This window comes from Cohnella candidum (genome assembly GCF_003713065.1).
In the GTDB taxonomy this organism is placed as follows: Bacteria; Bacillota; Bacilli; order Paenibacillales; family Paenibacillaceae; genus Cohnella; species Cohnella candidum.
Genome location: NZ_CP033433.1, coordinates 4024979 through 4043225 on the forward strand (window position 1 = coordinate 4024979; position 18247 = coordinate 4043225).

Sequence of the window (18247 nt, forward strand, 5' to 3'; positions counted from 1 at the left end):
CCGACAATAAGAGGAGGCCGAGTTCCATGCCTGACGACATCCGAGAGCCGGAAGGAACCCGGTTCCCCTTGCGCTCCCACTGCTGCTTCTGCAGCATGCAATGCGGCATCGAATTGACCCCGAACCCAGACGCCTCCGGCAATGGTTGGACCGTCAAAGCCAGCCAAGACTTCCCCGTCGCCACCGGCCGCCTCTGCCAGAAGGGATTCAACGTGCTTGAGCACGCCTTTCATCCCGATCGGATCCGTCGCCCGTTGTACCGAGAACGAACAACGGAAGGCCTGTCCGCCGGAGAATGGAGCCCGCGCGGCTGGGCGGTCGCGCTGGATGACATCGCGGACCGAATCAAGGACATCCAATCCCGGTATGGCGCTGATGCTGTGGCCATGTTCGGCGGGGGATCGCTGACCAACGAGCTGTGTTACCTGATGGGCAAGTTTGCTCGGGTCGCCTTGCGGACTCGGTACATCGACTACAACGGCCGCTTCTGTATGTCCTCTGCGGCGGCGGCCCAAAATCAAGCCTTCGGCATTGACCGGGGCTTGAACTTTCCGCTCGATGAAATCCCGTCTGCCCGCTATATCATTCTGGCCGGCACGAACGTAGCGGAATGCCAGCCTACGATGATGCCCTACTTGCTTGCAGCCAAGAAGCAGGGGGCGGTCATCGTGACGATCGACCCCCGCAATTCGATGACGTCCAAAATCGCCGACATCCACATCAGGCTGCAGCCGGGTTTCGACTCAGTGCTGACGAACGCGCTGCTTCACGTCATTTTGGAAGAGAAACTGTATGACAGCAGCTTCGTCTCGGACAGAACGAGCGGGTTGGATGAAGTCAGGGAAGCGGTCAAGGATTTCCCGCCCGCTCAGGTCGAGCGCTACACCGGCATTCCGGAGGAAGTCATTCGGGGCGTGGCGAGAGGCTTTGCGCGCGCGGAAACGGGCATCGTGCTGACGGCTCGCGGGCTGGAGCAGCAAATCAACGGCGTCGAGCACACGTTAAACTACATCAACCTGTGCCTCTTGACCGGTAAAATCGGACGCCCCGGCTGCGGCTTCGGCACGATCACCGGCCAAGCGAACGGCCAAGGCGGCCGCGAGCATGGTCAGAAAGCCGATCAACTGCCCGGCTATCGGTCCATCGAAGACCCGGAAGCCCGCCGCCACGTGGCCGGCGTCTGGGGTGTCGACCCCGACACCTTGCCCGGCAAAGGCGTATCGGCTTACGAACTGTTCGGCAAAATCGAGAGCGGGGAAATCAAGGCGCTGATCGTGCTCGGCTCCAATCCGGTTGTCTCAAGCCCGAACGCGAATCGGGTCAAGGAAGCGATGCAAAAGCTGGAACTGTGCGTCGTCATCGACCTGTTCGAGACGGAGACGTCCGCTTACGCGGATTGGCTGCTGCCCGGCTCCTCCTTCCTGGAGACCGAGGGGACGTTGACCAACCTGGAAGGCCGCGTGTTCCACCGCCCGAGGGCTTTGGACAAACCGGCGGGCGGCATGGAAGATTACGAAATCCTGTGCGCGCTCACGGAGCGGCTGGGGGCGGGTGAGTATTTCCGTTATACCGGAAGCGAAGAAATCTTCAACGAGCTGGCGCGGGCTTCGAAGGGCGGGAAGGCCGACTACAGCGGCCTCACGTACGAGAGGCTGATCCGGGAAAAGGGGCTGTTCTGGCCGATTCCTTCAACCGATCATGGAGGGACGCCGAGAATGTTCGAGCAGTCGTTCCATCACCCGGACGGCAAAGCGAAGCTTCGGGGCATCAAACCGGGGAAACCGGCGGAAACGACCGATTCCGCGTACCCGTATCTGCTGACGACCGGGAGGGTCGGCAGCCATTACCTCAGCGGCGCGCAAACCCGGCGGACCGAGGGCTTGATGAAGAAAAATCCGGTCCCGCTGGCGGAAATCCACCCCTCGCTCGCCGAGAAGCTGAAACTCGGCTTGAACGATAAGATCCGCATTGCGTCGCGGCGGGGATCCGCGGTGTTCACGTACAAAATCACGTCGGACATCCATCCGACGACGGTGTTCGTTCCGTTCCACTGGGGCGGCGAACAATCGGTTAACGTATTGACCTCCGATGCCCTGCACCCCATCAGCCGGATGCCGGAGTTCAAAATCTCCGCGATCCGGGTGGAACGGGTGAAGGCGGCGGAGCCGTCTTAAAGGCCGCCATTCTTAACGAAAAAAGCGTTCGATCGCCATGATCGAACGCTTCGTTGTTATTTCAGAAAATACGCCCGGACTTCCTGCCAGTCGTTCACGCGTACATACCCGGTCACATCCCGGTTATGAGGAGCCGAGAACAAGATTCCCTGCCCGCCGTACCCTTCGAAATGCCGCGCGTTGTCGTCGATCAGGTAGTCGGCCCGGATGATGCTTTTGTTCCCGCAGAACACGAAGTTCAATTCGTCCAGGAACCCGAAATGCTCCTTCAACCACTCGTATTTCGCGTTAAACGATGTCGGATACTCCATCGCCGCGGTGGTGATGAAAATTTCGTAACGCTCGCTGAGCTCCCGGATCACCTCTTGGCTGCCCGGCATGACGTCAAGATCGCGGAAGAAACCGGGATCGACCATGTAGCTCAGAATCCGTTCCACGAGGTGGGGCCGCAGCAGACGCAGCCGGGTGCCCATCAGGTCCTGAACGGTCAGATTCTCGCCGAACTCCTCGTTGAACAGACGCAGATGCTTCGTATTGAAATCGGCGATGACTTCATCCATATCGATCGCGATTCGTTGCATCGTCGGACACGCTCCTCTAATTAAGCTTTCGAGCCGACCATCGGGAAAGGGTGTTCCTTCACCTGCGGGATCGGTTTCTTCGTCAGCTTCTCGATGTCTTTGAGGTAAGGGAGCTCGTCCGTTTCGCAAAATGAGATCGCGGTTCCGCTGTTCCCCGCCCGGCCCGTACGCCCGATTCGATGGACGTAGGTTTCCGGCACGTTGGGGAGGTTGTAGTTGATGACGTGCGACAGCTCGTCGATGTCGATTCCCCTGGCCGCGATGTCGGTGGCCACCAGGACGCGCGTCGTTCCGTTTTTAAAATTGTTCAGCGCCGTCTGGCGCGCGTTTTGCGACTTGTCTCCGTGAATGGCCTGCGCGGCGACGTTCGAGCGGTTCAGCCCCCGCGCGACGCGGTCCGCTCCGTGTTTGGTCCGGGTGAACACGAGCACCGATTCCATTTCCGGATGGTCCTTCAGCAGATGGTTCAGCAGGCTCATTTTGTTTTCCTTGTCGACCAGGTAGACGGATTGCTGAATCCGCTCCGCCGTGGAAGACACCGGGGTGATCTCCACTTTCACCGGGTCTTTAAGCAGCGTTCGAACCAGCTCGGAGATTTCCGGCGGCATCGTGGCGGAGAAAAAAAGCGTCTGCCGCTTGGCCGGAACTTTGGCGAGAATCTTCTTCACGTCGTGAATGAAGCCCATGTCCAGCATCCGGTCGGCTTCGTCCAGAACGAGGATCTCCACATGCGAAAGATCGGCATGCTTCTGGTTCATCAGATCGATCAGCCGCCCGGGCGTGGCGATCAGGATATCGGTGCCCTGCTGCAGCTCCCTCTCCTGCGGCGTTTGGGCAACGCCGCCGACGATGGCCAGGCAGCGGAGATTGAGATTCCGGCTGTAGGCTTTCACGTTATCGGCGATTTGCAGGGCCAACTCCCTCGTCGGCGTCAAGATCAGGGAGCGGATGCGGCGGGGGCCATTCGGTTTACCCGGCTGGCTGAGTTTGTGGATAATCGGCAGCGAGAACGCGGCCGTCTTGCCCGTGCCGGTCTGCGCGCAGCCGAACACGTCCTTGCCCGCCAGCACGGCCGGAATCGCCTGCTCCTGGATAGGCGTCGGCTTCGCGTAATTCTCCTGTCGGAGGGCTTTCAGGATGGCGGGGTTCAATTTCAAATCTTCAAAAGTCATGAGTTCTCCTTGCGGATTCCATTCGTAATCCGTTTCTTTTTCTTGTTTCGCAGCAAAATACTACTGCCAGTATAGCATGTCCATCCCACGGAAACCCGAAAATGAACGTGCAGTCGTGCAAATCGGAACTGGAGGCCTTTTAAACCTCCAATTCTTTGTTGTTCAGAACATTTTCCTCCAGCACCGCAAATTTATCCCCGTATTCGCGGATGATGTGCCTCTCTCCCCAGGCGCACAAGGAATCCAAAATCGATCTCAGGCTCAAGCCGTACTCGCTCAGCTCATACTCCACCTTCGGCGGCACTTGATTATAGACGATCCGATTGATGATGCCGTCTTCCTCCAGCTCTCTGAGTTGCTGCGTCAGCATTTTCTGCGTGATGCCGGGCATCAGGCGCTTGAGATCGCTTGTCCTCTTCTTCCCGTGCGTCAGGTGGCACAGAATGACGCATTTCCACTTGCCGCCGATCACCTCGAGCGTCGCCTCGACGGAAATGTTGTACTTTTTCACCGGAGCCGCTTTCGCCATGCCATCCCTCTCCTTCCCTGATGTCCATGGGCACTTTTAAGTACCTATATTACAAAAAGGTGCGTACTATTCACGACTATCCTTATCGCTCATAATAGCACTCACCGGCCGGAAAGCACAGTATTAAATCCATGGGAGTGAGAGAGATGACCGTACGCAACGGTAGAAGCACCTTGGCGCTATTGGCCTTGGCCGTCAGCGCCTTCGCAATCGGAACGACCGAGTTTATCAGCGTCGGATTGCTTCCGTTAATCGCTGAAGACTTTAATATATCGGTAACGACCGCCGGGCTGACCGTCACCTTGTATGCGCTCGGCGTCACCTTCGGAGCCCCGATCCTGACTTCGCTCACCTCGGGGGTATCCAAAAAAACGCTGCTGCTCTGGATCATGCTCGTATTCATCGCGGGCAACACGCTGGCCGCAACCGCAAGCGGGATCGTGATACTGCTAACCGCCCGGGTGATATCCGCTCTGGCGCACGGAGTGTTCATGTCCATCGGATCCACGATCGCGGCGGATCTCGTGCCGGAGCACCGCCGGGCGAGTGCGATCTCGATCATGTTCTCCGGCCTGACCGTCGCCACGGTGACGGGCGTGCCGCTGGGCACGTACCTCGGCCAGCAAATGGGCTGGCGTGCCGCTTTCGCGGCGATCGCTGCGGTGGGCGCCATCGCGTTCGTGACCAACTTGGCGCTCGTATCGTCGAACTTGCGCCGGGGAACGAAAATCCGCGTTGCGGACCAAGCGAAGGTCGTTACAAACGGCCGCTTGCTGCTTGCTTTTTCGATTACGGCATTGGGCTATGGGGGAACGTTCGTCGTCTTTACGTATTTATCCCCGCTGCTCCATGAGATAACCGGATTCCCGGAAAATACGGTCGCGGTCATCCTGCTGCTGTACGGCATCGCCATCGCGATCGGCAACGTGATCGGAGGCAAGGCCGCGAATCGCGATCCCGCAAGGGCTCTATTTTATATGTTCGTACTTCAGGCTCTCGTGCTTCTCGTGCTCGCATTCACCGCGCCATACAAAGCCGCAGGACTGGTTACCGTCTTTCTCATGGGCTTGTTCGCCTTCATGAACGTGCCCGGCTTGCAAGTCTACGTCGTCATGCTGGCCGAACGTATGGCTCCTCAAGCCAAAGACGTCGCTTCGGCCGTGAATATTTCCGCTTTTAACGCCGGCATCGCGATCGGCGCCTATCTGGGCGGCATCGTGGCCGACACGATCGGGCTGATCCACACACCATGGATTGGTGCCCTAATGGTTTTCGGAGCCGTCCTATTGACGGCTTGGGCGCGTGTCCTGGAACGTAAGGACCGCATCAACGGTCCGCAGGAAGCCGCCGCTTAAACACGAAAAATCCATTCATCATAAGGAGACCTCATTATGATCAAACATTTGCAAGATACCGTCACCCTGCATAACGGAGTGAAAATGCCCGGATTCGGGCTGGGCGTATTCAAGGTGGAGGAAGGCCCCGTACTCGTCCAAGCCGTAAAATCGGCGATTGCCCATGGTTACCGGAGCATCGATACCGCCGCCGTATACGAGAATGAACTCGGAGTCGGACAAGGCATCCGCGAAGCGCTGGCCGAAAACGGGCTCACGCGAAAGGACCTGTTCGTAACCTCCAAGGTGTGGAATGCGGACTTGGGCTACGAACCGACACTGGCCGCGTATGAAGCGAGCCTCGAGAAGCTTGGGTTGGACGATTTGGATCTGTACCTCATTCATTGGCCAGTCAAAGGCAAATATAAAGAAGCCTGGAGAGCGTTAGAGACTTTGTACGCGGAGGGCCGGGTCAAAGCGATCGGGGTCAGCAACTTCCAGATTCATCACCTGGAAGACCTGATGGACGGCGCGCGAATCAAACCGATGGTCAACCAGGTGGAATTCCACCCGCGTCTCACCCAACAGCCTCTGCGCCATTTTACGAAAGAGCACGGCATCCAATTGGAGGCCTGGTCACCGCTGATGCAGGGCGAACTGCTGAACGATCCGACTTTGGCGGAGATCGCCGCGCGGTACGGCAAATCGGTCGCGCAAATTATCCTGCGTTGGGACCTGCAGCACGGCGTCGTCACGATTCCGAAATCGGTCCAAGCGCAGCGGATCGCCGAGAACGCATCTATATTCGACTTCGAATTGAGCGATGCCGATATGGCGCAGATCGACGGAATGAACCGCGATCAGCGGGTCGGCCCGGATCCGGACAACTTCGACTTTTAATCCATGAAGGCAGGGGGCCCGGTCGCGGCCTCCTGCTTTGCGGTATCTCGCTTACTATATTTGAGAAACCATAATTTTTTGAGTAATATTAAGGTTATCATAGGAGGCGAGTGCCCATGTCCGACTGGACCACGAATATGGAAATAGGAATCAGCACGTTTCTGGAAAGCACGCCGGATCCGAAAACCGGCCAAGTCATCAGCCATGCCGAGCGGCTTCGCAACGCCGTGGAAGAGATCGTGCTGGCCGACCAGGTCGGCCTGGACGTCTACGGGATCGGCGAGCACCACCGCGCCGACTACGCCGGTACGGCGCCGGCCGTCGTACTCGCGGCTGCCGCGGCCATGACTAAGCGAATCCGTCTGACGAGCGCAGTCACCGTGCTGTCGTCGGACGATCCGGTGCGCGTATACCAATCGTTCTCCACGCTCGACGGTATCTCGAACGGCCGGGCCGAAATCATGGCGGGACGGGGCTCGTTCATCGAATCGTTCCCTCTCTTCGGCTATAGCTTGGACGATTACGACGAACTGTTCGAAGAGAAGCTCGAGTTGCTGCTCGCGATCCGCAAATCGGAGAAAGTGACGTGGCCCGGCAGCCGTCATCGCCCCGCCATCCGGAACCTGGGCGTCTATCCCCGCTCCGTCCAAGACCCGCTTCCGGTGTGGATCGCCAGCGGCGGAAACCCGGAATCCGCCGTACGCGCAGGGACGCTGGGCCTCCCCATCGCGTTCGCCATCATCGGCGGAATGCCCGAGCGGTTCGCTCCGCTCGTCAATCTCTACAAGCAGGCTGCCGCCCAGGCCGGCCATGATCCGTCCAAGCTGCAGATCGCGACGCACTCGCACGGCTTCGTCGGCGAGACGACCGATCAAGCGGCCGACCTGTTCTTCCCTTCCACGCAGGCTCAGATGAATGTCATCGGTCGCGAACGCGGATGGCCGCCGTATACGCGCGACGCGTTCGATGCCGCTCGCACGCTGCGGGGGGCCCTCTACGTCGGCGACCCGGAATTCGTCGCGGAGAAGATCCTTCTGCTGCGCAAGAACCTGGGCGTCACCCGTTTCTTCCTGCACGTCAACGTCGGCACGATGCCGCACCGCGAATTGCTGCGGGCGATTGAGCTGCTCGGCACCCGGGTTGCCCCTATCGTGCGCAAGGAATTGGCCCGCCAGGGAGCACAAGAATAAGCCCCCTCCTTGAAACCGATTGCTTGCCTGTGTCACAATCAAGAGGTACAGCCATTTTAAGGAGGTCATTATTCGTGAGAACGATGAAATTGGGTACGAGCAGCCTGGAAGTGCCGGTTGTCGCGGTCGGCTGCATGCGCATCAACTCGCTGGATAAAGCGGGAGCCGAACGGTTCGTCCAAACGTCGCTGGAGCAAGGCGCGAATTTCTTCGACCATGCGGACATTTACGGCGGAGGGACCTGCGAAGAAATTTTCGCGGACGCCATCCATATGAACGATACGGTTCGCGAGAAAATCATTTTGCAGTCCAAATGCGGCATCCGCAAAGGCATGTTCGATTTCTCCAAAGAGCACATTCTGTCGTCGGTGGACGGTATCCTGAAACGCCTGAAAACCGACTACCTCGACATCCTGCTCTTGCATCGCCCCGATGCGCTGGTCGAGCCGGAGGAAGTCGCGGAAGCGTTCGACCAGTTGGAGAGCTCCGGCAAGGTCCGCCATTTCGGCGTGTCCAACCAGAATCCGATGCAAATCCAGCTGCTGAAGAAAGCGGTCCGCCAGCCCATCGTGGCCAACCAGCTGCAGCTCAGCATTACGAACGCGACGATGATCTCCCAAGGGATCAACAATAACATGCTGAACGATTCCGCCGTCGACCGGGACGGCAGCATCCTCGATTTCTGCCGCCTGAACGACATTACCGTTCAGCCGTGGTCGCCGTTCCAATACGGCTTCTTCGAGGGCGTATTCCTGGACAACGAGAAATTCCCGGAACTCAACGCGAAGATCGACGAAATCGCGGCCAAATACAGCGTGACCAACACGACAATCGCGATCGCCTGGCTGCTGCGCCATCCGGCGCACATGCAGCCGGTTACCGGTACGATGAACATCGAACGCCTGAAGGATTGCATCAAGGCTTCCGACGTTCACCTGACGCGGGAAGAATGGTACGAAATTTTCCGCGCGGCCGGCAATATCCTTCCGTAAAACAGATGAAACCACTCCAGCGATGGAGTGGTTTCTTTGTATCCGCGAGAACGAGGCGGCCTTACTTCGCCAACCCGCCTCTCAAGCTGACGCCGAATTCCAAAAAGGCCTTCAGGCAGCTCAGCATGAAAACCCAACCTTCTTTGTTGTCGATCAGGTTCGGAATCAGCTCGGGATCGTTCTCCTTGAAGCCTTCCTCCCGGATTTCAATCCTCGTGGCCGCGGGCGCGGTCTCATGCAACGAGATCGTAACGGCCCGTTCATCCTCGCCCGAACCCCAAGCGAACACGATTTTTCGATCGGCCTCGGTCTCCCGGATCCGGATTTCAAGCTTCGCGTCATAGAGATCGTATTCCAGCGTGATCGTCTTGCCCGGCTCCCATCTCTCGGAACTCGAGGAGAACCAGAAGTTCCCGATCTTCGAGGGGTCCACGAAAGCTTCGAAAACGTCATGAGCCGGTCTGTTGATGATGAATTTCGTCAGGTTGTCCAACGTAAATCCACGCTCCTCTCAAAATTAGAGTAACACCAGGATGGTATATTTATACGTTTAATTGTATAATAATAGAAAATCCCCAGGAACTCTAATAGAAATGTTCGATAGGAGAGGAACGCGATGGACCGCTTTGTGTTAGAATCCGACAATCTGGAAGATTACCTCGCGGAAACGGAGGACATCGATTATTCAAACCCGGCGATTCGGGCGACGGCGGATGAGCTGTTTGCTTCCGCGCAAGACGAGATCGGATTCGCGAAAGCGGCTTTCGAATTCGTACGCGACCGCGTCCCCCATTCTTGGGACATCCAAGGCTCTCGCGTGACCTGCCGGGCGTCCGATGTGCTGCTCTATGGCGAAGGAATCTGCTATGCCAAATCGAATCTGCTGTGCGCGCTGCTTCGCAGACAAGGCGTACCGGCCGGCTTCTCGTATCAGCGGCTCACTTGGGGAGACACGCCGGATACAGGATACTGCCTCCACGCTTTAAACGCGGTCTACATCCGCTCCTTGGACCGATGGGTGCGCCTTGACGCGAGAGGAAACAAGCCCGGCATCGATGCCCGCTTCTCCCTGGAGGAGGAACGACTGGCTTTTCCGGTCCGCGACCATTACGGCGAGATCGATTACCCGACCCTCTATGCCTACCCCCACCCCAAAACCCTCGATACGTTAAAACGTTCCTCCGACGTTCTGGAGATGTACCGGACCGGTTTGCCCACTGAACTATGATGACCCGCCTTACGGCATCTCCGTCAGCGTCTTTGCCTTCCGATCCAGCTCGCGGGCGGCTTCGCCGATCCCCGTAAATCCGCTCATGGCCCGATCCGCGAGAAGCCGGCTATGCGAGAGGATTTCCCGCGAGCGCTTGGTGAGGCCGGAAATCTCGCCGATCTGGACCGAAATGCTTTCCAAATGGCCGTTCATTTCCTTCGCGGCTTCCTCCGCTCTCCCCGCCAGCTTGCGGACTTCTTGGGCAACCACGTTAAAGCCCCTCCCGTGTTCCCCCGCCAGTGCGGCTTCGATCGCCGCGTTCAGGGACAGCAGCTTCGTCTGAGACGCGATATCCCGAATCGTCTTGATCATTCCCCGAACGAAAGCCGCCTCGCTCCCCAAATACTCAAGCGATTGCATGCTATTGCCGGATTCCTGAACGAAACGTTCGAGATCCGCGGCAATATGAAGGCCGCTGTCTACCCCTTGCTCCGCTTGATGCAAAAGTTCCTCCGCCATCCGCTGCAATTCGTTCGTCATTTTGGTCGCGGTTTTTACCCGGGCCGTGATGTCCGTGGCCACTTTTACAATGGCCCGCACGCGTCCATCCTCGTCCAATACGGGCGTATAGGTTGCCTCGAACCACAGCAGGCGTCCGCTCTTGTTCACCCGCAAAATTTTCTCTTGGAACGGCCGTCCGCTTCTCAAATCTCTCCAAAGCGCCGCGTATGCCGGACTGTTCACGAAATCCTCCGTACAGAACTGCCGATGATGCATGCCCGGCATTGCCGCCGCTTCATATCCCATCGTCATCGCGAATCGGTCATTTGCCCAAATCACGGTGCCTTCGACGTCGAACTCAATCATGGCAAGCGTTCGCTTCATCGCCGATAGAACCGCCTTCTCGTCCAACACTTGCGTGCCGGCAATCATCCCGTTACTCGTGTTCATCATAAGGATCGGCCTCATTTCCTGGTTGTATAAGTTTTGTACACGAACGATACAAAAATTGTACAAATTCTATACATATAAAGCAAGGAAAATTCAACCATATATTCGTTTCAGCGGAAAATTCGGTCCTTCCACTTACAACTTTGTATAGTTTATGTATAATAAACACGAGGTGGGTCGGACATGTACAGCATCAAAAAGGTTTCGGAACTCCTTGGGATTCCCGCGGTGACGATCCGCGCATGGGAGAACCGCTACCGCATCATCAGCCCGGCCCGGAGCGACGGCCGGCATCGTTTATACAGCGAAGATGACATCCGGACGCTACAATGGCTCAAGAAGCAAATCGACGAAAACGGCCTGAAAGTCAGCGAAGCCGTTCGGCTTTTGGAACGGACGAATCGGCAAATTCCCGCAACGGAAGAAGCCGTGCCGCCTAAGGGCCAGCCGGACGAGGAATTGCTTCAGCGGCTGTACGAAGATTTGATTGAATTGAATTCATCACAGGCGCACGAACGCATCGATATGGCGTTCGCGCTGTACCACTATTCCGACGTGTTCCATCGTATCTTCCACCCCGTTCTGTACCGTGTGGGGACCGCTTGGGAGAACGGGGAAATCACGGTGGCCCAGGAGCATTTCGCGTCCCAGCTCATCATGCATAGATGCACGCAATTCCTCCGGGTTTTCCCGATCCGGTCGAATTTGCCCAAGGTATTGTCTCTATGCCCCGAAGGCGAGCATCATCAAATGGGCTTGATGTTGTTCAGCTTGTTCCTCAGAGAGAAGGGCGTGGAAGTCATTTATTTGGGACCGGATACGCCTTTTTACGGCTTGGACGAACTGATCGAAAAGAAAGGCGTCTCGATGGTGGCCCTATCGATCACCGACGACCGGCTTGCGGATCCGGTCGGCAGATGGATCATGGAGAAACGGGCACAGAAGCCCGGCCTCGCCTTCGTGCTCGGAGGCGCCGGTTTCGAGAACTGCGCCGATTGGATATCGCCTTACGTGCTGCCGGAAAATCGGCAGGATTGGGAAAAGTGGTACCTCACCGCCTTTCCCCATTCTCCGCCTGACGTCCGGCTGAACGCGAATTGAAAATGAAAAAGCCTTCCGGCCAAGCTAGATCGGCCGGAAGGCTTTTTTGCGTTTATTTCGTTTTCTTTGCGGTCAGATAAGCCTCGATGCCATCCAGAATCCGCTCCAGTCCCCAATCGAAGTCGTCGCCGACCGGGTTCTCCTGAGGGCTCTCTTCGGTGTAGACGCCCGACGCGACGAGCGGATGCAGATTCGGGAAACGATCGGGCGTGACCAGCTGTCTTAACGCATTGGTATAGTCGAGACCCGTGAAGGACCCCGGACTGGCGCCGGCCTGGATCGCGCGGTCAAAATCCCGCTGAATGATTCCGACGGAGCGCGCGTAACTGCTCACGAGGAGCACGGTCGACATTTTCTCGAAGTCGTTCAGGGGGAGACCGTCCAGTGCCCGCAGTGCCCAATCCACGATCTGCAGGTTGTTCGGCATGAGCGGCACTCCCGTGACCGGAATGTCGCCGAACCAAGGATGGTCACGGAAAGCTTGTATGCTCGCCCGCACGTATACGCGAATCTTCTGCCGCCAGTCCGTATCGTCCTCATCCGGCGGGATCTCCAATTTGCTTGCCGCATTCTGCATCAGCAGCAGCAAGTCGTCCTTGCTCGGAACGTAACGGTAAAGCGACATCGTCGTGAATCCGAGCGCTTCCGCTACGCGGCTCATGGACAAGGCGGAAAGCCCTTCTTTGTCGGCGATGGCGATCGCCGCGTCGACGATCTTCTCCACGCTCATCTCCCGCTTCGGCCCTCGCTGCGGCGGCTTGACGAGCCCCCAGCTTAACGCGACGCCGCGGGGCAGACTTTCCCCAAGCTCATCGTCCATTTATATAACCTCCAGGAAAATACAAAATTCAGGGTTGCCATTTAACTGTATACGTAATATACTGTGTATGCAATAAACTGTTTATAGTGTACACGAAAGGGATGATTACCCATGGCGAAAGCCGCTATTGAAATCGCCGGGCTGCGTAAGTCGTTCGGCCGGCAGGCGGTACTGAACGGTATCGATTTGAACGTCCCGGAAGGAACCATTTTCGCGCTGCTCGGCCCGAACGGGGCCGGCAAGACGACTCTCATCCACATCCTGTCGGGGTTAGTACCGTCCGACGAGGGCTCGGTACGCGTGGCGGGACATGATATCTCCCGCGATAAGAACGCGGTGAAGCAATCGATCAGCCTCACCGGCCAGTTCGCTGCGGTCGACGAAGTGCTTACGGGCGAAGAAAACCTGACGATGATGGGCCGGCTTTCCGGACTCGCGGCGAAGGAAGCGAAAGCCAGAACCGCGCAGTTGCTGGAGCACTTCGATCTTGTGCAGGCCGCACGCAAACGCGTGAAAACCTACTCGGGAGGCATGAGGCGCCGCTTGGACCTCGCCATCAGCCTCGTGGTCAGCCGGCCCATCATTTTCCTGGACGAACCGACGACCGGCCTGGACACGCGCAGCCGGCGCGCGCTTTGGGACATTATCCTTCAACTCGCCGCGCAAGGCATCACGGTGTTCCTGACGACGCAGTACCTGGAAGAGGCGGATGAGCTGGCGGACCGGATCGCGGTCATCTCGGGAGGCAAGATCGTCGCGCAAGGCACGGCTGAAGAACTGAAATCGCGAATCGGCACGGACGTCATCGAGCTGCGGAACGAGAAGGACGAAGTGATCCGGGAGGTTCCGACCGGAGGCGGCATCGACGAAGTCAAACGCGCGCTCGACGAGCTCATCCACGCCGCGCCGGCGGGAACGAGAGTCGGCATTCGCCGGCCCAGCATGGACGACGTTTTCCTGGCTTTGACCACCCACTCACAGGAGGGATCCCCCGTATGATCACGCAAGCCGCGCCGGCCAAGGCGCCTTCCTTCTTCTCGACGAGCACGGTATTCATCGGCAGAAGCATCCGCCACAGCCTGCGCAACACCGAAGCGCTGCTCATGGCGATCATGCTTCCCATCATGCTCATGCTTCTGTTCACGTATGTATTCGGCGGCGCCCTCGACCCGGGCGGCAACTACGTCGACTATGTCGTTCCCGGAATCATCCTGCTGTGTGCAGGGTTCGGTTCGTCCAGCACGGCCGTCGACGTATCCGGGGACATGACGAACGGCATCATCGACCGCTTTCGGACGATGCCGATCCACAGCAAAAACGTCATTCTCGGTCACGTGACCGCCAGCCTGGCCCGCAACCTTCTCGCGACGGCGGTCGTGATCGGCGTTGCCTTGCTCGTTGGGTTCAACCCTACCGCTACCTTCATGGAATGGCTCGGGGCGATCGGCGTGATCACGCTGTTCATTCTCGCGTTCACCTGGTTGTACGCCGCCATCGGCCTGGTCGCCGGCAACCCGGCAGCGGCCAGCGGTTACGGATTCGCGCTGCTCTTCCTGCCCTACCTGTCCAGCGCTTTCGTTCCCACGTCGACGATGCCGAACTGGCTCCAATGGATTGCCGAGAACCAGCCCATCACGCCGGTCATCGAAACGATCCGCAGCCTGCTCACCGGCACCCCGATCGACAACCAGGCGTGGTGGGCGGCCGGCTGGTGCGTGCTGATCATCCTCGCCTCTTACTTATGGGCCTCGTGGTCGTTCAAACGAAAAGCGGGCCGCCGGTAAACGAAAAAGGGCGCCTGTCCCCATGACAGGTGCCCTGCTTCACTCTCAACCCTCGGTCAGCGACTTCAGCTTCCTCAGCGACGGGAAAAGGTACATCCATAATCCCGCTACCGCCAGCGTGCCGAGACCGCCGATGAACGCGGCCGGAACGGGTCCGAGCCAGCCGGCCATCATGCCGGATTCGAACTCGCCGAGCTGGTTGGACGTCCCGATGAACAGCGAGTTGACCGCGTTCACCCGTCCCCGCATCTCGTCCGGCGTCTGCAGCTGCACGAGCGACGAACGGATCACGACGCTGACGACGTCCGATGCCCCGATCAGAAGCAGCGCCAGCAGCGAAAGGTACAGGTTCTCGGAGATGGCGAACAGCATCGTAGCGAGCCCGAACACGCCTAGCGCCGCGAACAGGATCGGCCCGTACGCTTTCCGAAGCGGATACCACGCGAATACGATCGACATCAGCAGCGCGCCGATCGCCGGCGCGGCCCGCATGAAGCCCAGACCCCACGGGCCGGTCTGGAGAATATCCTGCGCGAAAATCGGCAGCAGCGCCGTAGCGCCGCCGAGCAGGACGGCGAACAAATCGAGCGAGATCGTGCCCAAGATCACCTTGCGTCTGTAGACGAAAACAAGGCCGGAAAATACGGAACGCAACGTGACCGGCTCCGACTTCCGGGTGATCGGTTGCGTGCGGATCCGCAGCGCCTGGATGCAGGCGATCAGCAGAGCGGCGCTCGCGCTCGCGTACACGGTCACCGGACCGGCCGAGTACAGGATCCCGCCGAGAAACGGCCCGAGGATTTGCGAAGTCTGGCCCACGGAGGTCATCCAGGCAATCGCCTGCTGCAGGATCTCCTTCGGCACCAGCATCGGAACGAGCGCGGACGACGCCGGTCCTTCGAACGCGCGGCAAGCGCCGATGACCGCCGCGGCGATCAGAATCTCTTCGCGGCCGAGCCAGCCCGCAACGCTTCCGAGCAGCAATAGGACGGCGGCCAAGCCTTCCACGGCTTGGCAAAGGAACACGATCATTTTCCGGTCGAAGCGGTCAGCAACATGCCCGACGACGAACGTCAGCAGCACCATGGGCAGGAACTGGGCTAAGCCGACGAAGCCAAGGCTGTAAGCATCGTGGGTGATGGAATACATCTGCCAGCCGATCGCGACGGAAAGCATTTGGAAAGAGGTAGAAGAAAGAACGCGGGAGATCCAGAAGTCCGCGAAATAGGGCTGTTTATGAATAGAAGCGTCTGACGGAACGATACGGCTCACACCTTTTGTTGGGATGGATGGATTCGGGCACTTCGCCCTCCGGCCAGAGCCGCCGCCAATACGGCAACCAGCGCGAGCAGCCCGCAGATCAAGCCGACGACGCCCGGCCACTCATAAGCGGACAGGAACGACCCGCCGGTCGTGCCGAGCAGGCTGGAACCCAAATAGTAAAACAGCAAATACAGCGATGAAGCGTACGCCTTGTGCGGCGCGGGCGCGATTTTCCCCACCCAACCGCTGGCTACGGTATGCCCGGCGAAAAAGCCGAAAGCGAACAGAATGATGCCGGCGATCGTGAGCCACAGTTCGCCGAGCAGCGTAAGAGCGGCCCCCGCTATGGACATCGCGACGCCCAAGCCGATCAACGCGGGCCGTGAATGCCGGTCGGCAAGCCGGCCGAAGAAGAAGGAGCTCCAAGAGCCCACCAACTGGAACACGAAAAGACAGCCGATGACGGATTGGCTGAGACCGTAAGGAGGTCTGGAAAGCGGATAGGCGATGTAATTGAACAGGGTCACGTACCCGCCGAGAAGCAGAAAAGCGACCGCATAGAGCGTAAGCAGCTTCCGGTTGGTCAAACCGCTTCTGAAGCCTTCGATCCAATGGCCGAACGAGATGGACACCGGTCTGAAGTTCTGCGATTTCGGCAGCAGGATCCAGAACGCGACGCTGCAGCCTAAACTGAACAAACCCAAGGCCAGCAGCCCAATATGCCAATTGAACAAATCCGACAACAAACTGACGATCACTCGCCCGGCGAAACCGCCGATCGCGTTTCCCCCGACGTATGCTCCCATCACTTTACCGATACTGCCCGGCGCGATCTCCTCATTCAGGTAAGTCATCGCGATGGCCGGGAACCCCGACAGGCTGATCCCTTCCAAAAACCGCAAAACGAGCAGCAAGTGAAAATTGTGGCTGAACGAGGAAACAATGGCCAATACGGACGTCATGAACAGCGAGACGACCATGATGCTTTTTCTGCCCCAGGCATTTGATAAAACGGAGATGAATACCATGCAGACGGCCAAGGTCAGCGTGGATACCGATATAACGAGACTCGCCGATGACGGCGAGATATGGAACTGCTCGGCGAACGGGCCGATCAGCGTCTGCGGACTATAGAGAATGGCGAACGTCACGATGCTGCCCAGCAGCATGGACAGCAGCGTTTTCCGGTACGCCGGACTTCCCGTTGCGATGTGTACCATGACTTCAGGACTCCTAACTTGTTTACAATTTCGTTAGGATTCCAGTTTACGCCTCGACGATTTATAACGTCCAATTTATTATAGTTATATTCATGATGCATTTTCGGTATTAAAAGGAGGTTGTCGTGATGGAGTGGCAGCAGCTGGAGTATTTCCGTATCGTCGCCAAAACCGAGCATTTCACCCTCGCCGCGGAGCAGCTCGCCATCTCCCAACCGGCTTTGAGCCGGTCGATCCGTCATTTGGAGGAGACTCTTGGCGTCCCCTTGTTCGATCGCGTCGGCCGATCGGTGAAGCTGAACGCGTACGGCACGCTGTTCTTGAAACGGGTGGATAAGGCCCTCCAGGAAATCGAGGACGGCGTCACGGAGCTCAAGCAGCTGAAGGATCCTTATACCGGCACGGTGTCGCTGGCTTTCGTGATGACTTTCGGATTAAGCTTTCTCCCCGATTTCATCCGCAGCTTCAACCGGTCCTACCCCCAAGTGGAGCTGCAGCTTTCCCAAAATACGACCGCCGCGATCTTTCGGCAACTGCTCGACAGCGAAGTGGACCTCAGCATCTCCGGCCTCCTCGAGCACCGGAACCATCTGGAGTGGCACAAGCTGATCGATGAGGAGCTGTTCGTCTACGTTCCCGCGAATCACAGGCTGGCGGATCGGGATTCCATCCGGCTGAAAGAGCTGGCGAAGGAGCCGTTCATCAGCTTCAAAAAAGGGTACGGCATGCGCACGTTGACGGACCGGTTCTGCGAGCAAGCCGGTTTCGTGCCGAACGTGGTGTTCGAAGGAGAAGACGTGGCCACCGTGTCCGTGCTCGTATCCTCCGGCATCGGCGTGACGCTCATTCCCTCCTTCTCCGGCATTACGCCGAGCAAGATCAAGAAGCTTCGCGTGACCGAGCCGGAGTGCCGGAGGGAAATCGGCCTCGCCTGGCTCAAAGGACGCACGTTGTCCCCTTCCGCGGAGCTGTTCCGCAATTTCATCATCGGACAATTTTAAACGGTATTGCAACGGGAACAGGCTG

17 protein-coding genes and 1 pseudogene are annotated in these 18247 nt (G+C 58.2%); 10 read left to right on the top strand and 8 right to left on the bottom strand.

Going from position 1 to position 18247, the window contains the following annotated elements; translation table 11 throughout:
• Positions 1-26 precede the first annotated feature (26 nt).
• Entirely contained in the window at positions 27-2174 is a 2148-nt protein-coding gene (locus EAV92_RS18410; RefSeq protein WP_123042448.1) for a molybdopterin oxidoreductase family protein, read from the top strand.
• Between the two features lie 56 nt (positions 2175-2230).
• Here EAV92_RS18410 and EAV92_RS18415 read toward each other — a convergent pair whose 3' ends face one another.
• The 3 genes and pseudogenes from EAV92_RS18415 to EAV92_RS18425 form a co-directional block, all read right to left on the bottom strand.
• Positions 2231-2755, bottom strand: a complete 525-nt coding sequence (locus tag EAV92_RS18415; protein ID WP_123042449.1) for a 5' nucleotidase, NT5C type — start codon at positions 2753-2755, stop codon at positions 2231-2233.
• Positions 2756-2793: 38 nt separating this feature from the next.
• Positions 2794-3927 (bottom strand): annotated as a pseudogene (locus EAV92_RS18420) (DEAD/DEAH box helicase); the annotation flags it as partial.
• A gap of 139 nt (positions 3928-4066) precedes the next feature.
• The gene (locus EAV92_RS18425) at positions 4067-4456 is read right to left on the bottom strand and encodes a winged helix-turn-helix transcriptional regulator (RefSeq protein ID WP_123042451.1); all 390 of its coding nucleotides are present in this window, start codon (positions 4454-4456) and stop codon (positions 4067-4069) included.
• Between the two features lie 146 nt (positions 4457-4602).
• Between EAV92_RS18425 and EAV92_RS18430 the strand changes: the two genes are divergently transcribed.
• The 4 genes from EAV92_RS18430 (at position 4603) to EAV92_RS18445 (ending at position 8872) form a co-directional block, all read left to right on the top strand.
• On the top strand, positions 4603-5811 hold the full coding sequence (locus EAV92_RS18430; protein WP_123042452.1) for an MFS transporter: 1209 nt from the start codon (positions 4603-4605) through the stop codon (positions 5809-5811).
• A gap of 36 nt (positions 5812-5847) precedes the next feature.
• Positions 5848-6690, top strand: a complete 843-nt coding sequence (locus EAV92_RS18435; RefSeq protein ID WP_123042453.1) for an aldo/keto reductase — start codon at positions 5848-5850, stop codon at positions 6688-6690.
• Between the two features lie 116 nt (positions 6691-6806).
• Positions 6807-7880, top strand: a complete 1074-nt coding sequence (locus EAV92_RS18440; RefSeq protein WP_206424235.1) for an LLM class flavin-dependent oxidoreductase — start codon at positions 6807-6809, stop codon at positions 7878-7880.
• A gap of 74 nt (positions 7881-7954) precedes the next feature.
• Positions 7955-8872 carry an aldo/keto reductase gene (locus EAV92_RS18445; RefSeq protein WP_123042454.1) on the top strand — a complete coding sequence of 306 codons (918 nt, stop codon included), beginning with the start codon at positions 7955-7957 and terminating at the stop codon, positions 8870-8872.
• Positions 8873-8933: 61 nt separating this feature from the next.
• On the opposite strand, the gene EAV92_RS18450 is transcribed toward EAV92_RS18445, so the two are convergent.
• Complete coding sequence (locus EAV92_RS18450; RefSeq protein WP_123042455.1) at positions 8934-9365, bottom strand: SRPBCC family protein; 432 nt, start codon at positions 9363-9365, stop codon at positions 8934-8936.
• 123 nt (positions 9366-9488) lie between these two features.
• Between EAV92_RS18450 and EAV92_RS18455 the strand changes: the two genes are divergently transcribed.
• Positions 9489-10100 carry a transglutaminase-like domain-containing protein gene (locus EAV92_RS18455; protein ID WP_123042456.1) on the top strand — a complete coding sequence of 204 codons (612 nt, stop codon included), beginning with the start codon at positions 9489-9491 and terminating at the stop codon, positions 10098-10100.
• A gap of 9 nt (positions 10101-10109) precedes the next feature.
• Here EAV92_RS18455 and EAV92_RS18460 read toward each other — a convergent pair whose 3' ends face one another.
• The gene (locus tag EAV92_RS18460) at positions 10110-11036 is read right to left on the bottom strand and encodes a methyl-accepting chemotaxis protein (protein ID WP_123042457.1); all 927 of its coding nucleotides are present in this window, start codon (positions 11034-11036) and stop codon (positions 10110-10112) included.
• 180 nt (positions 11037-11216) lie between these two features.
• Between EAV92_RS18460 and EAV92_RS18465 the strand changes: the two genes are divergently transcribed.
• Positions 11217-12134, top strand: a complete 918-nt coding sequence (locus EAV92_RS18465; RefSeq protein ID WP_123042458.1) for a MerR family transcriptional regulator — start codon at positions 11217-11219, stop codon at positions 12132-12134.
• A 52-nt stretch (positions 12135-12186) separates the two neighbouring features.
• On the opposite strand, the gene EAV92_RS18470 is transcribed toward EAV92_RS18465, so the two are convergent.
• Complete coding sequence (locus EAV92_RS18470; RefSeq protein WP_123042459.1) at positions 12187-12954, bottom strand: TetR/AcrR family transcriptional regulator; 768 nt, start codon at positions 12952-12954, stop codon at positions 12187-12189.
• A 111-nt stretch (positions 12955-13065) separates the two neighbouring features.
• Here EAV92_RS18470 and EAV92_RS18475 point away from each other — a divergent pair, with 111 nt between their 5' ends.
• The gene (locus EAV92_RS18475) at positions 13066-13953 is read left to right on the top strand and encodes an ATP-binding cassette domain-containing protein (protein WP_123042460.1); all 888 of its coding nucleotides are present in this window, start codon (positions 13066-13068) and stop codon (positions 13951-13953) included.
• The gene (locus tag EAV92_RS18480; RefSeq protein ID WP_123042461.1) at positions 13950-14738 is read left to right on the top strand and encodes an ABC transporter permease; all 789 of its coding nucleotides are present in this window, start codon (positions 13950-13952) and stop codon (positions 14736-14738) included. The genes EAV92_RS18475 and EAV92_RS18480 overlap by 4 nt, the downstream gene beginning before the upstream one ends.
• A gap of 45 nt (positions 14739-14783) precedes the next feature.
• On the opposite strand, the gene EAV92_RS18485 is transcribed toward EAV92_RS18480, so the two are convergent.
• Together EAV92_RS18485 and EAV92_RS18490 are read right to left on the bottom strand one after the other, a co-directional pair.
• A complete protein-coding gene (locus tag EAV92_RS18485; RefSeq protein WP_123042462.1) occupies positions 14784-16010 on the bottom strand; it encodes an MFS transporter in 1227 nt (408 codons plus the stop codon).
• Positions 16007-17221 (bottom strand): MFS transporter, encoded by a 1215-nt coding sequence (locus EAV92_RS18490; RefSeq protein WP_123042463.1) that lies wholly within the window; start codon positions 17219-17221, stop codon positions 16007-16009. The genes EAV92_RS18485 and EAV92_RS18490 overlap by 4 nt, the downstream gene beginning before the upstream one ends.
• Positions 17222-17349: 128 nt before the next feature.
• Here EAV92_RS18490 and EAV92_RS18495 point away from each other — a divergent pair, with 128 nt between their 5' ends.
• Positions 17350-18222 carry a LysR family transcriptional regulator gene (locus tag EAV92_RS18495; RefSeq protein WP_123042464.1) on the top strand — a complete coding sequence of 291 codons (873 nt, stop codon included), beginning with the start codon at positions 17350-17352 and terminating at the stop codon, positions 18220-18222.
• Positions 18223-18247: the final 25 nt, after the last annotated feature.